Raw genomic sequence first — 18,522 nt, 5'->3', positions numbered from 1 at the left:
GAATACGAAAGGAAAAAAATATGGAAAATAAACATTTTAATGAAAAGGCATATTTTGGGCAATTTGGTGGACAATTTGTACCTGAAACTGCGATGTTTGCTCTGTCAGAACTAGAATCTGAATATGAAAAGCTAAAAAATGACAAAGAATTTTTTAAAGAATTTGATAATTTGCTAAAAAATTATGTTGGGCGTGAAACTCCGCTCTATTATGCAAAAAATTTGAGTGAACATTATAATCACGATATTTACTTGAAAAGAGAAGACTTGAACCATACTGGCGCTCATAAAATTAATAATGCACTTGGGCAAGTTTTACTTGCTAAAAAAATGGGAAAGAAAAAAGTTATTGCTGAAACTGGGGCTGGACAGCACGGAGTTGCTACTGCTACTGCGGCCGCTCTTTTAGGTTTGGAGTGTGACGTTTACATGGGGGCTGTTGACATTGAACGGCAAAAATTAAATGTTTTTAGAATGGAACTTTTGGGTGCGAGAGTTATTTCTATTGAAGATGGGCTGAAAACCTTGAAGGAAGCGACAACTGCCGCTATTCAGTCTTGGGTTGCAGAGATAGAAACTGTGTTTTATGTAATTGGTTCAGTTGTAGGGCCTCATCCATATCCGACTATCGTGCGTGATTTTCAGTCAATTATTGGTTATGAAGCAAAAGCACAGCTGGAGGAACTGGGAAAACATGCTGATCATGTTATTGCCTGTGTTGGTGGTGGAAGTAATGCTATCGGTATTTTTAGTGCATTTTTGGAAGATAGCTCAACAAAACTTTATGGCGTCGAAGCTGGAGGATATGGAATTGACACAGATATGCACGCTGCCACATTGACACTTGGAAAACCTGGAATTATTCATGGAATGAAAACTTATGTTCTTCAAAATAAATATGGACAAATAAGTCCAGTTCATTCAATTTCTGCTGGACTTGACTATCCAGGAGTAGGCCCTGAACATTCACACTTATTTGATACAAAAAGAGCAACTTACGCACCAATTACTGATGATGAGGCAATGAAGGCTCTAATGCTTGTTACAAGAAAAGAAGGTATTATTCCAGCAATTGAGAGTTCCCACGCTTTAGCCTATCTTGAAAAATTATGTCCTGTACTTTCTAAAAATAAGAGAGAAACTATCGTTGTAAATGTGTCTGGACGTGGAGATAAGGATATGCATACTGTTTTTTCCGTGTTAAAAGATAAGGAAACTGGCGGAAAAAATGGAATTTATGAGTTAAATGGAGGTTTGGAAAATGAATGAAAAAAATTTAGATAAGAAAATTATTGATATTTTTAGAGAGAAAGAAAAAGTAAACATTGGTTATATTGTCGCAGGTTACCCAAGCGTTGATTTTACAAAACAATTTTTACAAAATTTAGATAATACGGCTCTTGATATGCTAGAAGTCGGTATTCCCTATTCCGATCCTCTAGCCGATGGGAAATTGATTTCACATGCTTCATTTCTTGCTTCGGAAGCTGGAGTTACTACTGATACTGTATTTGATTTACTAACAGAAATAAAAAACGATATTTCAAAACCTTTAATTTTTTTAATTTATTATAACTTAATATTTGCTTATGGAATTGACGAATTTATCAAAAAATGCTGTGAAGCTAACATTAAAGGAATAATTATTCCAGATTTGCCTTATGAGGAAGCCTTTGAAATGTCAGAAAAATTAAGAGAAAACAATATTGCTCTTATCCCTCTTGTAAGCGTTACTTCTGGAAATAGAATGAAAAAAATTATCTCTCAAGGTGACGGCTTCATTTACGCAATCGGTTCTCTTGGAGTTACAGGTTCAAAACAAGTTGATTTACCACGTTTAGAATCTTTTATTAATGAAATTAGAGAAGTTTCAGACTTGCCAGTTTCATTAGGTTTTGGAATAAAAAATAACGATAACGTGAATACGATGAGAAAATATGCGGATGGAGTGATTGTAGGAACGAGTATTGTTGAATTTTTAGAGAAAAATGATGTAAATTATTTGATTCAGAAAATTAATGAACTTTTTAAATAAGTATTTAGCGAAGATGGTCAGAAATGGCTATCTTTTTTATAACAAAAAAAGATTAAACAAATAAAATATATTAAATTTATTATAAAAAATCTTTATTTTTTTAAATTCTTAAGGTATAATTGAATAAATAATAATATTGATTAAAGGGGAAAATACGTATATAGGGCGATATCAAGATACTAGAATTGCTTTGGAGAAAAAATCCAAAGAATTTAAAAATGCTGGAAATATAAAATAAAAGCTGATTATAAAGAAATATCCTTAAATAAAAGTAATGTAAATTTTTTAAAAAACACTTTAGATATTTTTGATGAAATTTATAGTGATATTCTTAAAATTTTAAACGTAGAACAATATGAAAAATAAGGAAAGAAGGTAAAAAATAAAAGATGAAAAAGATAACAAAACAGATATTTTGAAAAGTATTTCTCCAAAAATAAAATTACTTTTTGAAGAAAATGAACAAAATACTGATTATTTAATACCTTTAGATAAAAATAACAGTGTAAAATTAGTGAAAGTGCAGGAAAAATAAAGTTTTGTAAATGCAGGAATTGAAAATGGTGTAATATCAAACAAAATCAGACTTATGAAGAGGTGATTTTATGTCGACAATTAAAGTTGAAAACCTTACATTTTCATATTATGGATATGTAAAACCTGTTTTTGAAAATGTATCATTTTCTTTTGATACTAGCTGGAAAACAGGGTTAATAGGTAGGAATGGAATTGGAAAGTCAACTCTATTTAAACTGCTTTTAAATCAGGAAACTTATCAGGGTAAAATCAGTAAAAGTACAGACTTTATTAAATTCCCGCCAAATATAACTGATACTTCAAAATCAGGTATAGAATTATTTAAAGAACTGACATCAAGTGAGGAAGAGTGGAGATTATTTAGAGAACTTAATTTGTTAAATGTAGACGAAAATCTTATTCACAGAGAATTTGAAACTCTGTCTAAGGGAGAACAGGCAAAAATCCTTTTAGCTATTTTATTTACAAACGAAAATGGATTTTTACTTATTGACGAACCAACGAATCATTTAGATATAGATGGGAGAAAAATTGTAAGCAAATATCTGAAAAATAAAAAGGGATTTTTACTTATATCCCATGATAGAGATTTTTTAGATGGATGTATCAATCATATTATTTCTATTAACAGAAATACTATTGATGTTCAATCGGGAAATTTTACATCATGGTATGAAAATAAAATGATCAAAGATCAGTTTGAAATTAGTCAAAATGAGAGATTAAAAAAGGATATTAAGCGATTAAAGAAAGCTGCAAAACAAAGTAAAATCTGGTCAGATAAAATTGAAAATACAAAAAATGGAGTAAAAGTATCTGGTGTAAAACCAGACAAAGGGCATATCGGTCATCAGTCTGCTAAGATGATGAAAAAATCAAAGAATTTGGAAAACAGATACATCAAGGCGATAAAAGAAAAACAAAACTTATTAAAAGATATCGAGGTAAAGGAAAATTTGCTGCTACATTCGTTGCATCATCACAAAGAAACTCTAATATCAGTTAACAATTTATCATTATATTATGGAGAAAAACAGATATTAAGTGGTGTAAATTTCGAGATAAAACAAGGCGACATAGCAGCCATATATGGTTGCAATGGCTGTGGAAAATCAACACTAATTAAAATTTTACTAGGGATCAATCATAATTACACGGGAGAAGTAAAATTAGCAAGTAATTTAAAACTATCATATATACCTCAAGATACTTCTGATTTAATAGGAAATTTAAATGAGTATATTCAAAAACAAGATATTGATGAAACTTTGTTTAAAACAATTCTTAGAAAATTAGATTTTTCAATAGAATTATTTGAAATGGACATGAAAAATTATAGTAATGGACAAAAAAAGAAAGTATTGATTGCTGCAAGTTTATCAAAACCAGCTCATTTGTTTATTTGGGATGAGCCAATTAATTATATAGATGTAATATCAAGAATACAGATTGAGGAAATTATAAAAAAGTCAACTTTAACTTTAATATTGGTAGAACACGATAAGAGATTTGTTGAAGATGTAGCTAATAAAATAATACAATTGTAGATAAAATGAATAATTAGCAACTAGAAAAAAACTAACACAAGAAGAGGTTGTCTTGTATTACCTTATGAGACAACCCCATTTTTTTATTTCAAATTATGACAATCTATTCCTAAAGTCTTCGTATTCAAATTTTCTAATAACCTCAACTCCACCTTTTTCTGTATAAACTGCAATCACAGGCAAATTTATCCCATTGAAAGTATTCGTCTTAACCATGCTGTAATGTGCCATATCAGTAAAAATAAGCTTATCTCCCACTTTTACAGGTTCATCAAAGGAATAATCTCCGATTATATCTCCAGCAAGACAAGTAGGCCCTCCCAATCTATAAGTGTATTTCTTCTCATTTGGCATTCCTGAACCAAAAATAAATGGACGGTATGGCATTTCGATTACATCAGGCATATGGCAGGAGGCCGAAGTATCCATTAATAAAATATCCATCTCATTATTATATTTTTCTTTTATATAATTTATACATTTTACAAGTTTTTCAATATCATAATCTTCTCTTGTAATATGATGTCCCCCACCAAAATTAAGCCATTTCATATTATGCAAATATTTTCCAAATTTTTCTTCAAAAATTTTTAATACATTTTCAAGGGCATCCGAATTTTGTTCACAAAGTGCATGAAAATGAAATCCATCCAATCCTTCAAGTTCATCTTCCTTAAAATTTTCAAATGTTACTCCGAATCTCGAAAATCTTTCCGCTGGATTATAAAGCTCTGTTTCAACTTCTGAAAATTCTGGATTTAACCGAAGTCCACAGCTAATTTTTTTACCATTCTTTTCTTCAAATTCCTTCACTTTACTTTTAAATTTTTTCCATTGATTGAAAGAATTAAAAACAATATGATTTGTTATTTCCATTATTTCATCAAACTCATCATCCCTGTAAGACGGATTAAAAATATGAGTTTCTAATTTTTTACCAGGATTTTTCAATTCCATTTCCTCATACTCAAGTCTTGATTCAAATAATTGTACCATTTAAGTATTCAATAATTACTTTAAAAAATATGAAAAAATTTTAAAAAAGTAGTTGACAAAAATATTAAATAGTGATATATTATATTTGTTAGCAACATACTACATAGAGTGCTAACAAATAATTTTAAAATAAACTTTAATGAAAAAAGGTGATAAATATGGAACAAAACTTTACACAAAAGAGTATGAGTGCTATCTCAGAAGCTCATAACTTTGCGATTAGATATAAACATTCCGAAATAAAAACGGAGCATTTGCTTCTTGCCTTAATTAATCAGATGGATGGACTTATTCCTAACATTCTGCAAAAGATGGGAATTAATCCTGCCGAACTGACTAAAAAGCTTGAAGCGAAATTGAATAGTATGCCAAAAATTGAAGGTGGAGTTGGTGAAGCAAGACCGAACGTTGAAGTTAATAGAATAATTGTTGGTGCTGAAGATTATGCTAAAAAGATGGGTGACAGCTACATTAGTACAGAGCACTTATTTCTTGCGGCATTTGATAACAACTCTTTCTTGAAGGAAAATGGCGTTAATAAAAAACAATTTGAAAATGTTTTAAATGAGGTTAGAGGAGGAAGAAAAATTATGACAGACAACCCTGAAAGTACTTACGAAGCCTTAGATAAGTTTGGTAAGGATTTGGTTGAGCTGGCGAGAAAAGGTAAATTAGACCCAATAATTGGTCGTGACCAGGAAATTCGTCGTGCAATCCAAATTTTATCAAGAAGAAATAAAAATAATCCGATCTTAATTGGGGAACCTGGTGTTGGTAAAACTGCTATCGCTGAAGGAATTGCTCAGAGAATCTTGAAAGGAGATGTACCTGAAAACTTGAAGGATAAAACAATCTTTTCATTGGATTTAGGAGCGTTGGTAGCTGGTGCTAAATATCGTGGGGAATTTGAAGAAAGATTGAAAGCGGTTCTTGAAGAAATTGAAAATAGTGAAGGTAGAATAATTTTATTCATTGATGAAGTTCATAACATCGTTGGAGCTGGAAAAACTGAAGGTTCAATGGATGCTGGAAACCTTTTAAAACCAATGCTTGCTCGTGGTGAAGTAAAAGTAATCGGTGCAACAACAATTGATGAATATAGAAAATATATCGAAAAAGATGCGGCTCTTGAAAGAAGATTCCAGCCTGTAATGGTTAATGAGCCAACAATTGAAGATACAATTTCAATTCTTCGTGGATTGAAGGAAAAATTTGAAATCTTCCATGGAATTAGAATAACTGACAATGCGATAGTTACTGCTGCAACAATGAGTGACAGATATATTAATGACAGATTTTTGCCAGATAAAGCAATTGACTTAATTGATGAAGCTGCTGCGAAGGTAAAAACTGAAATTAATTCGATGCCAGTTGAATTGGATGAAATTACAAGAAGATTGATGCAATTGGAAATTGAAAAAGTTGCATTGAGCAAAGAAACTGACAAGGCTTCTAAAGAAAGATTGACTACTCTTGAAAAAGAAATTGCTGATTTGAAGGATGAAGAAAAAGAATTGAAATCACAATGGGAAAGAGAAAAAGAAGAAGCTGGAAAAGTTGCTAAAATTAATGAAGAAATTGAAAAAATTAAATTGCAAATTGAAGAAGCTCAAAGAAAAAATGATTACAATAAATTGGCTGAACTTCAATATGGTAAATTGCCAGAATTAGAAAAACAAAAAGAAGCTGAAGAAGAAAAAGCGAAAGATAATTCTTCTGTTGCAAATAAATTATTGAAACAAGAAATTGACAGTGAAGAAATTGCTGAAGTTGTTGGAAAATGGACAGGAATTCCAGTTGCGAAATTGTTGCAAGGGGAAAGAGAAAAAATCTTGCACTTGGCTGAACATATGAAAAAACGGGTAATTGGACAAGATGAAGCAATCGAAACTATTAGCGATACAATCATCCGTTCTCGTGCTGGATTAAAAGATCCAAACAGACCAATCGGTTCGTTCATATTCTTAGGACCTACTGGTGTTGGTAAAACTTATTTGACTAAGACATTAGCATTTAACTTGTTTGATGATGAAGACAATATTGTAAGAATCGATATGTCGGAATATATGGATAAATTCAGCGTCACTAGATTAATAGGAGCGCCTCCAGGATATGTTGGATATGAAGAAGGTGGACAATTGACAGAAGCTGTTAGAAGAAAACCTTATTCTGTAATCCTATTTGATGAAATTGAAAAAGCACATCCTGATGTATTCAATGTATTGTTGCAATTGCTAGATGATGGTAGACTTACTGACGGTAAAGGTAAAATGGTCGACTTCAAAAACACAATTGTAATTATGACATCAAACATCGGTAGTGAAATCATCTTGAATGACCCAATGGTAAGTGAACCTACAAAAGAAGCTGTTTTAGATGAAATGAAACACAGATTTAAACCTGAATTCTTAAACAGAATTGACGATATTATCGTGTTTAAAGCATTAGGAAAAGAAAGTGTTAAAAATATTGTTAATCTTATCCTTGAAGGTATTAACGAAAGATTGAAAGAACAATACATCAAAGTTGAATTTACCGACAAAGCGTTGGATTTCATCGTAGACGAAGCATACGACCCAGCTTACGGTGCAAGACCATTGAAACGATTTGTACAAAAGGATATTGAAACTAATTTATCTAAAATGATCTTAGGTGGAGAAGTTCCTGAAAATAGTATTGTTAAAGTTGATAGCGATGGTAAGGATTTGATTTATAAAGTAGAAAAGTAAATTGTTAGATTAGTTTTTTGAAAAATAGAGAAAGAAGTATTAGAAATAGTGCTTCTTTTTCTTTTTTTTAACGAGGATGTTATTTGGAACTCTGATTAGTTTACGATTATATATTGTCAAAAAACTTACTGCTGTTCAGACAGTAATACTTTTATGTAATTCTAAATCCTATTTGAAAAATATTTTTGTTAGGGGTTTTAAACCCTTGCAAAAAAATTCATAACTATTCCGTTATTAAAAAAAAATAGTATAAGTTGCTGTATAATATTTTCGATAGAGTAAAAATTTTGATTTTTATTAAAAAATATGTTATAATCTCAATATCTTTAGGATATGTATTAAATAACTTCAAAATTGTAATAATTAAAAATGTTTATTATTTAAAGAAATTATTTGATAGGCAATTGTAAAAGTAAAAGATATAAAGATTGAATAACAGTAGTATTTATAATAATAAGAGGTCTTGACACCTTGTCAGTAGGTGGAGGAAATAAGAAATTAAAAATTGAAAAATACAGTGTTTATCGTAATTTTTAGACTTTTACAAACGACTAAAATTATTTGATTAAAGGAGGAAGTTATGTTTTGTACTTTAGTTTGCTGTATGGATGGAAGATTTATCCATATTTTAAATGAATATATTAGGAATAATTACAGATATACCTTTGTGGATACTATTACCGATGCTGGAGCTGTAAATAAAATTGTTAGTGATGAAAATTTTTTAAGAAGTATTGAAGATAAGGTTGTCTTAATTTCAGTAAATAAACATAAATCTGATCATATTTTTGTAGCAGGACATAGTGACTGTGCAGGATGTCAAACTAGCGATGAAACTCAAAAGAAGTATATTTGCCAAGCTGCTCAAAAGATGCATACCGATTTACCTCATGAAGCTGTAACAGGACTCTTTGTTTATGAAAATGGAGAAATTGAAGTTTTAGTTGATTATGATATAGATAATTAGTATAAAAAATAGAGGAACTTTCTTAATTAATGGATAGTTCCTTTTTATTTTTAAATTAATAATAATGTTTAGCATTTAACATTTTTTCAGCAACCTTGTAATTTGGCATATATCGCTCTATGTAATTATAAAAACCTCTTCCGTGATTTGGGTATTTTAAATGTGTCAATTCATGTAAAATAACATACTCTATTTCAAAAGGTGTCCTTTTTATGAGTTCTATATTAAGATTTATATACCTTTTTACATAATTACACGAACCCCATCTAGTTTTCATCGGCTTTATTGCCACCTTTTCCACATTCTCATCCAATATTTCCAGCCATTTTTCCATAAATTGAAGAAATAATTTTTTGGCATTCTCAAAATACCACTTTTCCATAATTTTTTTCTTTTCATCAATATTTTCAAAAATATTTTCATTTACAGTTAAAATTATCTCATTTGGCCTGATATTATTCTTTAAACTTACAGCATTAAAATTTCCTGTTTTTACAATTAAATTATATTCTTTCCCCAAAAATTTATGAATCTCTCCAGTTTTATATTCAAAGTCTTTTTGCTTTTCCTTTACATTCTCAACTTTCTTCAAAACACTTTTTATCCATTCTTCTTTAGAACGAATAAAATTTTCAATGTAATCACGATGCAAATTCATTGGAACTGAAATATAAACTTCCAGATTAGGTTTTATGCGTAAATTTATATTTTTTACCTTTTTCCGATGAATTTCATATCCTAAAATTCTCTCTTTATTCATTTTCTATCCAATTTATTTCCTAATTTTTTTATTCTGAATTTCTTTTTTTTATTATTTTTGAACTAACAAATACTTTCCTCGCATTTTCAAGCACATCTTTTTGCAGTTTATAAGTTGTCAATTTTAAAGCCTCTTCATAGGTGCACCATTGAAAAGCCTCAATTTCAGAAACATCAATTTTAACATCCTCATCTTGAGTAATTCCCGCAAAAATTGTAACTTTTTTAATGGTTTTTTCATTTGGAATATATTTTATCAAATGTTCAAAGCCTGGAATAATTTTTATATTTATATTTGTTTCTTCAAAAACTTCACGAATTGCCGTTTCTTCCTTAGTTTCATTATTTTCAATATGTCCCTTTGGAAATCCCCAATTTCCGTTGTGCATTTTTACAAGCAGAATTTTCTCTGTATTCTCATTAAAAACAATTGCTCCACAAGAATTTTCATATTTAAAATCACCCTTCAAATTGTAGTGTTTCACAATGTATTTTAACAGCTCTTCCTTCTCGTTAACAATTTTATCTTCAAGAACAAGCTCATACAGCCTATTTTTAACTTCCCCAATTTCACGATTGCTAAACTTAAGATTTATCAAATCAATTCCTGTTATATCCAAATCATTAAATTGCGGTACTTCTCCCTGTTTTTTTATATTTTCAATTCTATTCCTAAAATTTTGTAAAATTTCATTATTTTCTGCACGAGTTCTTATACCTTTTGAATTTAAATCAGCAGAAAATAGATTAAATAGCCGTTTCAAATTCCTTTCATCCATCTCAATAATCAACTTTTTCAGTGTTTTATCTGAAACATCCTGATAAATCAGCATGTGGTTTTTAACAATTTTTTTTACAGAATTTGTAAATTCATTTGAAGCCCTAAGCTGCCTCAATTCTTCTTCAGCAATCAATGTACTTTCCTTTTCATGCCCGTAAAAGTGGAAAACTCCCTTTGCATCAATAATTTTTGCATTAATTTTTCCCAAATCGTGAAAAAGTGCAGCAAATCTAGTAATTAAATCATAATCACAAAGATGAATAACTTTTATTATATGATGAAATAAATCATCTGGATTATTTGGATTATTCTGATCAAAATTATATGCATAACGAAATTCTGGAATTAGCATTTCCAGAACTTTTAGTTTTTTCATTTCAATAAACGCCTTTTTTACAAAATTCCCCATCAAAATTTTACTTAGCTCATCAAAGAGCCTTTCCTTTGATATTTTTAATAAAAATTTTCTTTTTTTATAAATAGCTTCCGCTGTTTTCTTATCCAAATTAAATCCTAATTTAGAAATAAATCTAAAAGCTCGCAAAATTCTAAGTGCATCCTCTTCTATTCTCAATTTAGGCTTTCCGACAAATCTTATCACTTTCCGCCTAATATCCTGCTTTCCCCCATACAAATCAATTATTCCAGTCTGTTTGCTATAAGCTAGTGAATTTATCGTAAAATCCCGTCTTGCCAAATCTTCTTCAATTGTTTTTACAAATTTAATTTCCTTTGGATATCTGCTATTATAAATTCCTGTTTCTTTACGAAATTTTGCTATTTCATAATTTTTCCCATTGACCTTTATCATAAGAATTCCAAAATGTGCTCCCATTTCCTTTGGATTGTAATCTGCAAAAATTCTTTTTAATTCTGAATATTCTATGTCAGTCGCAAAATCATAATCTCCTGGATCCCTATTTAGAATTTTATCCCTAATTGCTCCTCCAACAATAAATCCTTTTCCATTTTTATTTAATTGTTCCAATATGAATTTCACATCATTATCCAGATCAAATCGCATTCCAAATACGTCCTTTCAATTATTTTTTTAGCTCAACCAACTAATCTTTTTGTTTCAAGCCAGAATATAATCTATTAATTTTTTCTCAATTTTGCAATATAAAATCCATCCATATATTTATTTTTATATGAAATATAAACCCCGCCAAGTTCATCTTTTTCAATTTCCACATTTTCTGGAATTTCCAAATCTAAAATTTCCAAATCCTCATATTTTTCCAAGAGATACTGAATATTATTTGTATTTTCATTTTTAGAAAAAGTGCAAGTGCTATAGACGATCTCTCCGCCATTTTTTAAGCATTTATACGCACTTTCAAATATTTTTTTCTGAAGTTTTTTCAAAGTTTTTATGTCATTTGAAGTCAATTCATATATTTTCTCTGGCTTTTTCCTAAGCACTCCAAGTCCGCTACATGGCATATCCAACAATATTTTATCAAATTTAACTCCTAAATTTTCAATTTGTGTTGCATTATTTAACTTTATTTGAAAATTATTATACCCATATTTATCTTTAAGTTCATTTAACAATTTCACTTTATGCTCATGAATATCAGTAGAAATCAATTTTTCTGGATTAAATAATTGCAAAATTCCAAGAGATTTTCCACCTGGAGCGGCACAAGCATCAAGCACAACATCTCCATCTTTCACATTTAAATTTTTCACAGCTAGATAAGATGAAGCATCTTGAATCACAATTCCTCCATTTTTATAAATTTCAGTATCAAAAATATTCGCATTTGATAAATAATAGACTTCATCAATTGAAAATAAGAATTTCGTATTAATTTCCTTCAATAATTTTTCAAATTTCTCTTTTGTGATTTTACTTTTATCAAATCTAACCGATAGATAACTTCTTTTTTTATAAGATTCCATTATTTCCAAATAATTATCTGGAAAATCAATTTTAATTTTATTCACAAACCATTGTGGATATGATAAAGCAATACTTTCTCTTTTATCCATTGGAATCTCGCTATCAAACTTTTTCTTATTTTTTAAAATTGCCTGTAAAGATGCATTTACAAATCCAACTTGATGCTCATTTATAATTTTCGCAACTTCTCCAGCTTCAAATATCACTCCTGCATCATCCGATTCCATAAAAAATAGCTGTGCAACTGAGATTCTCAAAAGTTGCTTTATTTTTCGCTTTTTTACACTTCGTGTGCCTTTTTCAATTAAATAATCAATATAAATTAAATTTTTTATTGTAGTATTTATAACATTTGTAATAAAAGTCTTTTCCTTTTGTGCATAATTTTTTTTAGAAAAATAATAATTTAACTGAATATTGCTATATTTTTTCTCATGCAAAATATCATCAATAATATTTATAATGTCTAATTTAATATTATTGCTTCTTATCATTTTTTTTTCTGTTATTTTATTTTTTACCAATTTTTTCCCTTCTAGATTTTCTAATTAATTTTTTATTTCCATTCCCATTTTTCAATTTCTGCACTTACATCTCCATCTGTAAATACACTTATACCATGTGCACCTTTTTCTGGGAATATTCTCGATGAAAACACTTCCTGTCCACCATTAATAAACACTTCCACAGAAGAATTATCTACAAATACTGTAAGTTCCAGTTCTGAAATATCTCCCAAATAAACTTTTCTTAATCTCTTATCAGGCTGCTCACCCTTTGTTCTGTCCAATACGAATTTCTTATCATTGTAATCAAATTTTAAAACAGTTTCACTATTTTTGCCCGTTCTCAATTTCAATCCAAAATCAGAATTAAAATCAGCAAATTTAGCTTTTAATTCATAAGTTGTCCCAGTTCCAACTTGAACTTCTCCAGCCACCTTTTCATTAAACTCAAGTTTTTCTCCTCGAATGCTTTCCATTTCCTTTATCGGCAATTGATAAAGTCTTCCATCAATTACCTTTAATTCCCTTGGCAAAGTCAGGCAGTGAAGCCATTCATTTTTCACAGTTGGAAAGTCTTCTTCTTCAGGAACTCCCATCCAGCCTACAATAATTCTTCTTCCTTTGTCATCTTCCATTGACTGTGGTGCATAAAAGTCATGCCCTCTATCAATTTCCACAAAATCTGATGTGATTTCAAATTCAGGTTTTTCATAATCCAGTTTTCCAAATAAATATCCTGTCTGATATTTATTATTGTACAAATCTCCTTCTGGTTCCAGCCCTTGTGGAGAAAATACCAATAAATCCTTTACTTCTCCAGTTTTTTCATCTTTTAGCTGAAAATAGTCAGGACATTCCCACATAAATCCAAAATCTTTAATTTTTCCATGATTTGCCCCAGCAATTTCCCCTTCAAACTTCCAGTCTTTTATATTTTCTGAACTGTATAAAACTGCTTTTCCTTCTAAATCTTCACTTTGAATACCGATTACAGCATAAAACTTTCCATCTTTTTTCCAAATTTTCGGGTCTCTTATATGTCGAGTATATCCATCTGGCTGATTAATAATGCTTGGTTCCCATCTTTCAAAATTCTCCCCATCGCTAGAAACTGCCAGACACTGGTAAGATTCTCTGTTTCCATCAGCATCTTTTACATTTCCAGTATAAAACAGGTAAAGTTTTCCATCATCTGCAATTGCGCTTCCAGAATAAACTCCATCCTTAGAATACCAAGTATCAGGTCGTAAAGCTGTTTCCAATCTTTCCCAATGCAGTAAATCTTTACTTACACTATGAGCCCAAGTTTTATTTTTATGAATTGTCCCTAATGGATTCCATTGATAAAACATATGATACTTCCCCTTAAACTGTGAGAATCCATTTGGATCATTAATAAGTCCCACAATTCCTTGAATATGATATTTTTGTCGCCAAAAATCCTTTTCCACAATTCCTTTTTTTTCCAAAACCGATTTTTCTTCATTTTTTTTAATATCTTTGAAATCCATATTTTATCCACCTTTCAATTTAATATACATTCATTTTTTTTGGATATTATTTAAAATCTATTCAATTTTTGATAAAATTTTATCAGTTTGCTAAAAACACCATTGTTATTTAAAAGTTTCCTTAGTTACTGAGCTGACAGAGTAAAAAATATAGGGGCAAATAAATTTAATTAAATTTCAAATTAACAAAAAAGAGGAAACCAGTTACAATATAATCGCCAAATCCTATTGAAAGGTGGTTCCCTCTATGATTAGAATATCAGATTTTTCCTCGCTTGTAAAGACTTTTTTTAAAAATATTTTTTCTTTCAGATTCTGTTTGAAGCAGCAGTTTAAGCTTTTATTTGAAAGGCGGAGAATATTCAATGAGGAAAGTTTTGAAAGTAGAATGATCAAAAAAATAGTCAAAAAGTGTTTATTATATTATTTAGTAATTGCCCCTATATTTTTTATTTTTTTTAATATTGACAAAAAAACATTTATATGATATAAATACATTGTCTAATAGAGATGCCCCATCTCTACATTTAGACTTCTTTCATACAAAAAAACGAGCACACGGCTCGTTTTTATTTTTAAACTGACTTTTAAGCAGGAAATTAATAAAAATTTTAAAATTTATTATAAATATTTAGGAGAATGAAATTATAAAATGAAAAGAGAAATAGTGATAATTGGAGGTGGCGCTTCAGGTTTTCTGACGGCGATTACTGCAAGGAAAAATGGAAGAGATGTTGTCATTCTGGAGAGAAAGGACAGAGTTTTAAAAAAAGTGCTGACAACTGGAAATGGACGATGTAACTTAACAAATGTGAATGCTTCAAATCAAAATTATTTTGGAATTGAGAAAACGAAGCAGCCGATTGAGAAGATTTTGGAAAGTTTTACTTCACAGGATGCGATGAAATTTTTTGAAGATGAAGTTGGAATTATTTGCAATGAGGAAAATCGTGGGAAAGTTTATCCACTTAGTGGACAGGCGGCATCAATTGTAGATGGACTACGATTTTATGCACAAAGTCTTGGAATAGAGATAATTACAGACTTTTATGTTACAAAAATTGAGAAGGAAATGTTTAATTTTAAGATAATTTCTGAGGATAAAAGACAGATAATTGCCAAAAAGGTAGTACTTGCAACTGGTGGAAAATCGTATCCTGAACTTGGTTCAAATGGGAGCGGCTATGAGCTGGCAAAGAGCTTTGGACATACTGTTACGAAATTAATCCCTGTTATTGTACAGCTAAAGGCAGAAAAAGAAAAAATTAAAGGATTAAAAGGGATTAAGTCGGATGCGGAAGTTACGGCTTTTGGAGAAAATAAAAATGGAGAGAAAATAAAAATTTGTACTTATGACGGCGAACTACTGTTTACGGATTTTGGAATTTCTGGAAATGTGGTTTTTAATATTTCATATGTTTTCCCAATTTATAAAAATGTAGAATTTGAAATTGACTTTATGCCAAAATTTACTTATAATGAAATTTTTGAAATTTTAAAAAAACGTCGGACAATATTAAAGGATTTTACAATGGAACAATTTTTTAATGGAGTTGTCAACAAAAAACTAGGACAATTTTTGACAAAATCGGCAGGAATAGAAAAGTTATCAAAAAGTATAAATGAACTGACAGACAACGAAATTCGCAAAATTTGCACAACTTTAAAAAAATATAGAATAAAAATTATTGATACAAATGGCTTTAAAGCTGCTCAAGTTACCGCTGGAGGTATTCCTCTAAGTGAAGTAAATCTGGAAAATTTGAAATCAAAAAAAGTTAAAAATTTATATTTTGCTGGTGAAATACTAGATGTTTATGGTGAGTGTGGTGGATTTAATTTACAATGGGCTTGGACATCTGGATATTTTTTAGGAAAAAATCTTTAAAAAAACAACTGTATAATTTAATACCAAACCCCATTTAAATAACGAATTTATTACAAATTTTTCTAACAAAGGATAAGAACCTAGTATTTCAAAATAATTAAAATATAATTTTTTGTTTTTAATAAACCGACGGAGCTTTTATTTGTTCAACTACGACTGTTTGACGACTGGAAGGAGAAGTTTCGGAATTGAGCAAATAAAAGTCGTAGTCTAGCCATAGGTATTGCGTAGCAATCTTGCCACAGTTTTAATTATTAGGATAAGTCTTTACTGCAAGACAAGGATTTGCCGCAATGAGCAATCCTGCGAAAAAAAGAAAAAACATAACAAAAATAGTAAAAACTGATATTAAATAAAATAATCCAATACTAAATCCCATTATAAAATAGGAACTATGTTAAGAACAAAAGTTTTAATTCTTTACTAACAATAGTATGTAATTCAAAATTTATTAAAAATTCGCTATTTAAACGGGGAATAGTATAAAATGTTACTATAAATATAAATTTTAGTATTTTATTTACTTGATAACAACAAAATTTTACTCCCTTGCTAAAATGGATTTATAGCAAAATTACTATATTAAATGAAAAACAATGTCCCAAACTTTTAAAAATAACTAAACTAATAAGGAGAAAAAATGATTAGAATAAATAATATAAAAATGCCTGTAAAACACAGCGAAAATGATTTAAAAAAAACAGTTTACAAACTTTACAAAATCAATGAGAATGAGGTAAAAAGTTTTGAGATTGCAGGACAGGCAATTGATGCGAGAAAAAAAGATAATGTTGTATTTGTTTATGCGGTGGATATTTCTTTTAAGTTTGACGAGGAAACGGAAAAGAAAAGATTTGAAAATGTGAAAAATGTGAGAAAAATTGAAAAAAACCCTTATTCTACGAAAAAAATTGAGAATTTTACAGAAAATGAAAATGTGAAACGTCCTGTTATTGTCGGAAGCGGTCCTGCTGGAATTTTTGCTGGACTTGTGCTTACTGAAGCTGGATTAAAGCCAATTATCATTGAGCAGGGAAAAAATGTAGATGAACGTGAAAAAGATGTATATAATTTTTTCAAAACTGGAAACCTTGACAAATATTCAAATGTGCAGTTTGGAGAAGGCGGAGCTGGAACATTTTCAGACGGGAAACTAAACACGAATACAAATAATTTTCGGATTCAGAAGGTTTATGATGAATTAATTCTCGCTGGTGCTGATCCAAAAATAAATTATATGTCCAAACCCCACATTGGAACTGATAAATTAATTGAAATAATGCGTAAAATCAGGCATAAAATCGAAAGCCTTGGAGGAGAATACAGATTTAACACAAAATTAACAAAAATAAATTATGAAAAATCTGATTCTAAAAATAATAAAATAAAAAGTATTTTAGTTGAAAATGTAGAAAATTCTGATAAAAATAAAATTTATGAAATTCCAACAAATATTGTAATTCTCGCAATTGGGCATAGTGCAAGAGAAACTTTCTTTATGCTGAACGAAGAAAATGTTACAATGGAACGGAAAACTTTTTCGGTAGGAGTCAGAATTGAGCATCTTCAAAGTATGATAAATTATTCGCAATATGGAAAATTTGCTGATAAATTACCTGCTGCAGAATATAAATTAAATGTAAAGACAAGCAATGGACGTGGAGTTTATACTTTCTGTATGTGTCCTGGTGGTGTAGTTGTACCATCTTCAAGCGAAGAAGGCAGACTTGTCGTAAATGGAATGAGTTATTCACAGAGAGATTTAGAAAATGCAAATTCAGCAATTTTGGTAAATGTATTTCCTGAGGATTTTCCAGGAGAAAGTGTTCTGGCTGGAGTAGAGTTTCAAAGGAAACTGGAAGAAAAAGCATTTGAACTTGGCGGAAAGGATTACAAAGCTCCTATTCAATTATTTGGCGATTTTGTAAACAATAAAATTTCAACAAAATTAGGAAAAGTAAAGCCAAGCTATCTGGCAGGCTACAAATTTGCAAACTTAAATGAAATTTTTCCACAATTTATAAACGATTCTATAAAAGAAGGAATTACCTTAATGGATAAAAAAATAAAGGGTTTTGCTAATGATGACGCAATTCTGTCAGGTGTCGAAAGCCGTAGCTCATCTCCAGTGAAAATCCCTAGAAATGAAAGATTTTTCTCAAATATCGAAGGTCTTATGCCTTGCGGAGAAGGTGCAGGATATGCTGGTGGAATTATGTCGGCGGCAGTTGATGGGATAAAATGTGCAGAGTATGTGATTGAGTATTATCAAAATAATTTATGTAGGCAATTGTAAAAGTAAAAGATATCAAGAATAACAGCAGTATTTATAATCACAAAGGGTTAAAAGCTCTTGTC

General features: G+C 29.8%; 12 protein-coding genes. 7 read left to right on the top strand and 5 right to left on the bottom strand.

The genetic code is table 11. From position 1 onward, the window contains the following. The first annotated feature begins 20 nt into the window (after positions 1-20). The 3 genes from trpB to F1564_RS05730 all read left to right on the top strand — a co-directional run bounded on the left by trpB (position 21) and on the right by F1564_RS05730 (position 4,118). Complete coding sequence (gene trpB / locus F1564_RS05740) at positions 21-1,268, top strand: tryptophan synthase subunit beta (protein WP_018449866.1); 1,248 nt, start codon at positions 21-23, stop codon at positions 1,266-1,268. Then, positions 1,261-2,034 carry a tryptophan synthase subunit alpha gene (gene trpA, locus F1564_RS05735; RefSeq protein WP_018449867.1) on the top strand — a complete coding sequence of 258 codons (774 nt, stop codon included), beginning with the start codon at positions 1,261-1,263 and terminating at the stop codon, positions 2,032-2,034. The genes trpB and trpA overlap by 8 nt, the downstream gene beginning before the upstream one ends. A gap of 605 nt (positions 2,035-2,639) precedes the next feature. Then, complete coding sequence (locus tag F1564_RS05730) at positions 2,640-4,118, top strand: Lsa family ABC-F type ribosomal protection protein (RefSeq protein ID WP_018449869.1); 1,479 nt, start codon at positions 2,640-2,642, stop codon at positions 4,116-4,118. Positions 4,119-4,211: 93 nt separating this feature from the next. Here the strand turns inward: F1564_RS05730 and F1564_RS05725 are convergent, their stop codons facing one another. Next, on the bottom strand, positions 4,212-5,114 hold the full coding sequence (locus tag F1564_RS05725) for a carboxynorspermidine decarboxylase (RefSeq protein ID WP_018449870.1): 903 nt from the start codon (positions 5,112-5,114) through the stop codon (positions 4,212-4,214). 158 nt (positions 5,115-5,272) lie between these two features. Here F1564_RS05725 and clpB point away from each other — a divergent pair, with 158 nt between their 5' ends. Together clpB and F1564_RS05715 are read left to right on the top strand one after the other, a co-directional pair. Beyond that, on the top strand, positions 5,273-7,843 hold the full coding sequence (clpB, locus tag F1564_RS05720; RefSeq protein WP_018449871.1) for an ATP-dependent chaperone ClpB: 2,571 nt from the start codon (positions 5,273-5,275) through the stop codon (positions 7,841-7,843). Between the two features lie 580 nt (positions 7,844-8,423). Then, positions 8,424-8,810 (top strand): carbonic anhydrase, encoded by a 387-nt coding sequence (locus F1564_RS05715; RefSeq protein ID WP_026231189.1) that lies wholly within the window; start codon positions 8,424-8,426, stop codon positions 8,808-8,810. A 55-nt stretch (positions 8,811-8,865) separates the two neighbouring features. Here the strand turns inward: F1564_RS05715 and F1564_RS05710 are convergent, their stop codons facing one another. From F1564_RS05710 to F1564_RS05695, 4 genes are all read right to left on the bottom strand, one after another. Beyond that, positions 8,866-9,570: a M48 family metallopeptidase gene (locus tag F1564_RS05710; protein ID WP_018449873.1), complete on the bottom strand. Its 705-nt coding sequence runs from the start codon at positions 9,568-9,570 to the stop codon at positions 8,866-8,868. 28 nt (positions 9,571-9,598) lie between these two features. After that, on the bottom strand, positions 9,599-11,374 hold the full coding sequence (locus F1564_RS05705) for an NUDIX domain-containing protein (protein WP_018449874.1): 1,776 nt from the start codon (positions 11,372-11,374) through the stop codon (positions 9,599-9,601). A gap of 74 nt (positions 11,375-11,448) precedes the next feature. After that, a complete protein-coding gene (gene rsmB / locus F1564_RS05700; protein ID WP_018449875.1) occupies positions 11,449-12,783 on the bottom strand; it encodes a 16S rRNA (cytosine(967)-C(5))-methyltransferase RsmB in 1,335 nt (444 codons plus the stop codon). A 32-nt stretch (positions 12,784-12,815) separates the two neighbouring features. Beyond that, positions 12,816-14,276, bottom strand: coding sequence for a glycoside hydrolase family 32 protein (locus F1564_RS05695; RefSeq protein ID WP_018449876.1), 1,461 nt, complete (start codon positions 14,274-14,276; stop codon positions 12,816-12,818). 652 nt (positions 14,277-14,928) lie between these two features. Here F1564_RS05695 and F1564_RS05685 point away from each other — a divergent pair. Together F1564_RS05685 and F1564_RS05680 are read left to right on the top strand one after the other, a co-directional pair. Further along, a complete protein-coding gene (locus tag F1564_RS05685; RefSeq protein ID WP_018449877.1) occupies positions 14,929-16,164 on the top strand; it encodes a BaiN/RdsA family NAD(P)/FAD-dependent oxidoreductase in 1,236 nt (411 codons plus the stop codon). Between the two features lie 640 nt (positions 16,165-16,804). After that, positions 16,805-18,460: an NAD(P)/FAD-dependent oxidoreductase gene (locus F1564_RS05680; protein ID WP_018449878.1), complete on the top strand. Its 1,656-nt coding sequence runs from the start codon at positions 16,805-16,807 to the stop codon at positions 18,458-18,460. Positions 18,461-18,522 lie beyond the last annotated feature (62 nt).

The organism is Leptotrichia shahii (assembly GCF_008327825.1).
Lineage (GTDB): Bacteria > Fusobacteriota > Fusobacteriia > Fusobacteriales > Leptotrichiaceae > Leptotrichia > Leptotrichia shahii.
The sequence above is the reverse complement of the archived record's forward strand: the minus strand, read 5'-3'. Positions and strand labels throughout refer to the sequence as shown.

Coding starts and splice junctions, on each gene's coding strand:
- F1564_RS05715 (WP_026231189.1), top strand. CDS start 8,424: ATGTTTTGTACTTTAGTTTGCTGTATGGATGGAAGATTTATCCATATT.
- F1564_RS05680 (WP_018449878.1), top strand. CDS start 16,805: ATGATTAGAATAAATAATATAAAAATGCCTGTAAAACACAGCGAAAAT.
- F1564_RS05695 (WP_018449876.1), bottom strand. CDS start 14,276: ATGGATTTCAAAGATATTAAAAAAAATGAAGAAAAATCGGTTTTGGAA.
- F1564_RS05705 (WP_018449874.1), bottom strand. CDS start 11,374: ATGCGATTTGATCTGGATAATGATGTGAAATTCATATTGGAACAATTA.
- F1564_RS05730 (WP_018449869.1), top strand. CDS start 2,640: ATGTCGACAATTAAAGTTGAAAACCTTACATTTTCATATTATGGATAT.
- F1564_RS05685 (WP_018449877.1), top strand. CDS start 14,929: ATGAAAAGAGAAATAGTGATAATTGGAGGTGGCGCTTCAGGTTTTCTG.
- trpA (WP_018449867.1), top strand. CDS start 1,261: ATGAATGAAAAAAATTTAGATAAGAAAATTATTGATATTTTTAGAGAG.
- F1564_RS05710 (WP_018449873.1), bottom strand. CDS start 9,570: ATGAATAAAGAGAGAATTTTAGGATATGAAATTCATCGGAAAAAGGTA.
- trpB (WP_018449866.1), top strand. CDS start 21: ATGGAAAATAAACATTTTAATGAAAAGGCATATTTTGGGCAATTTGGT.
- F1564_RS05725 (WP_018449870.1), bottom strand. CDS start 5,114: ATGGTACAATTATTTGAATCAAGACTTGAGTATGAGGAAATGGAATTG.
- clpB (WP_018449871.1), top strand. CDS start 5,273: ATGGAACAAAACTTTACACAAAAGAGTATGAGTGCTATCTCAGAAGCT.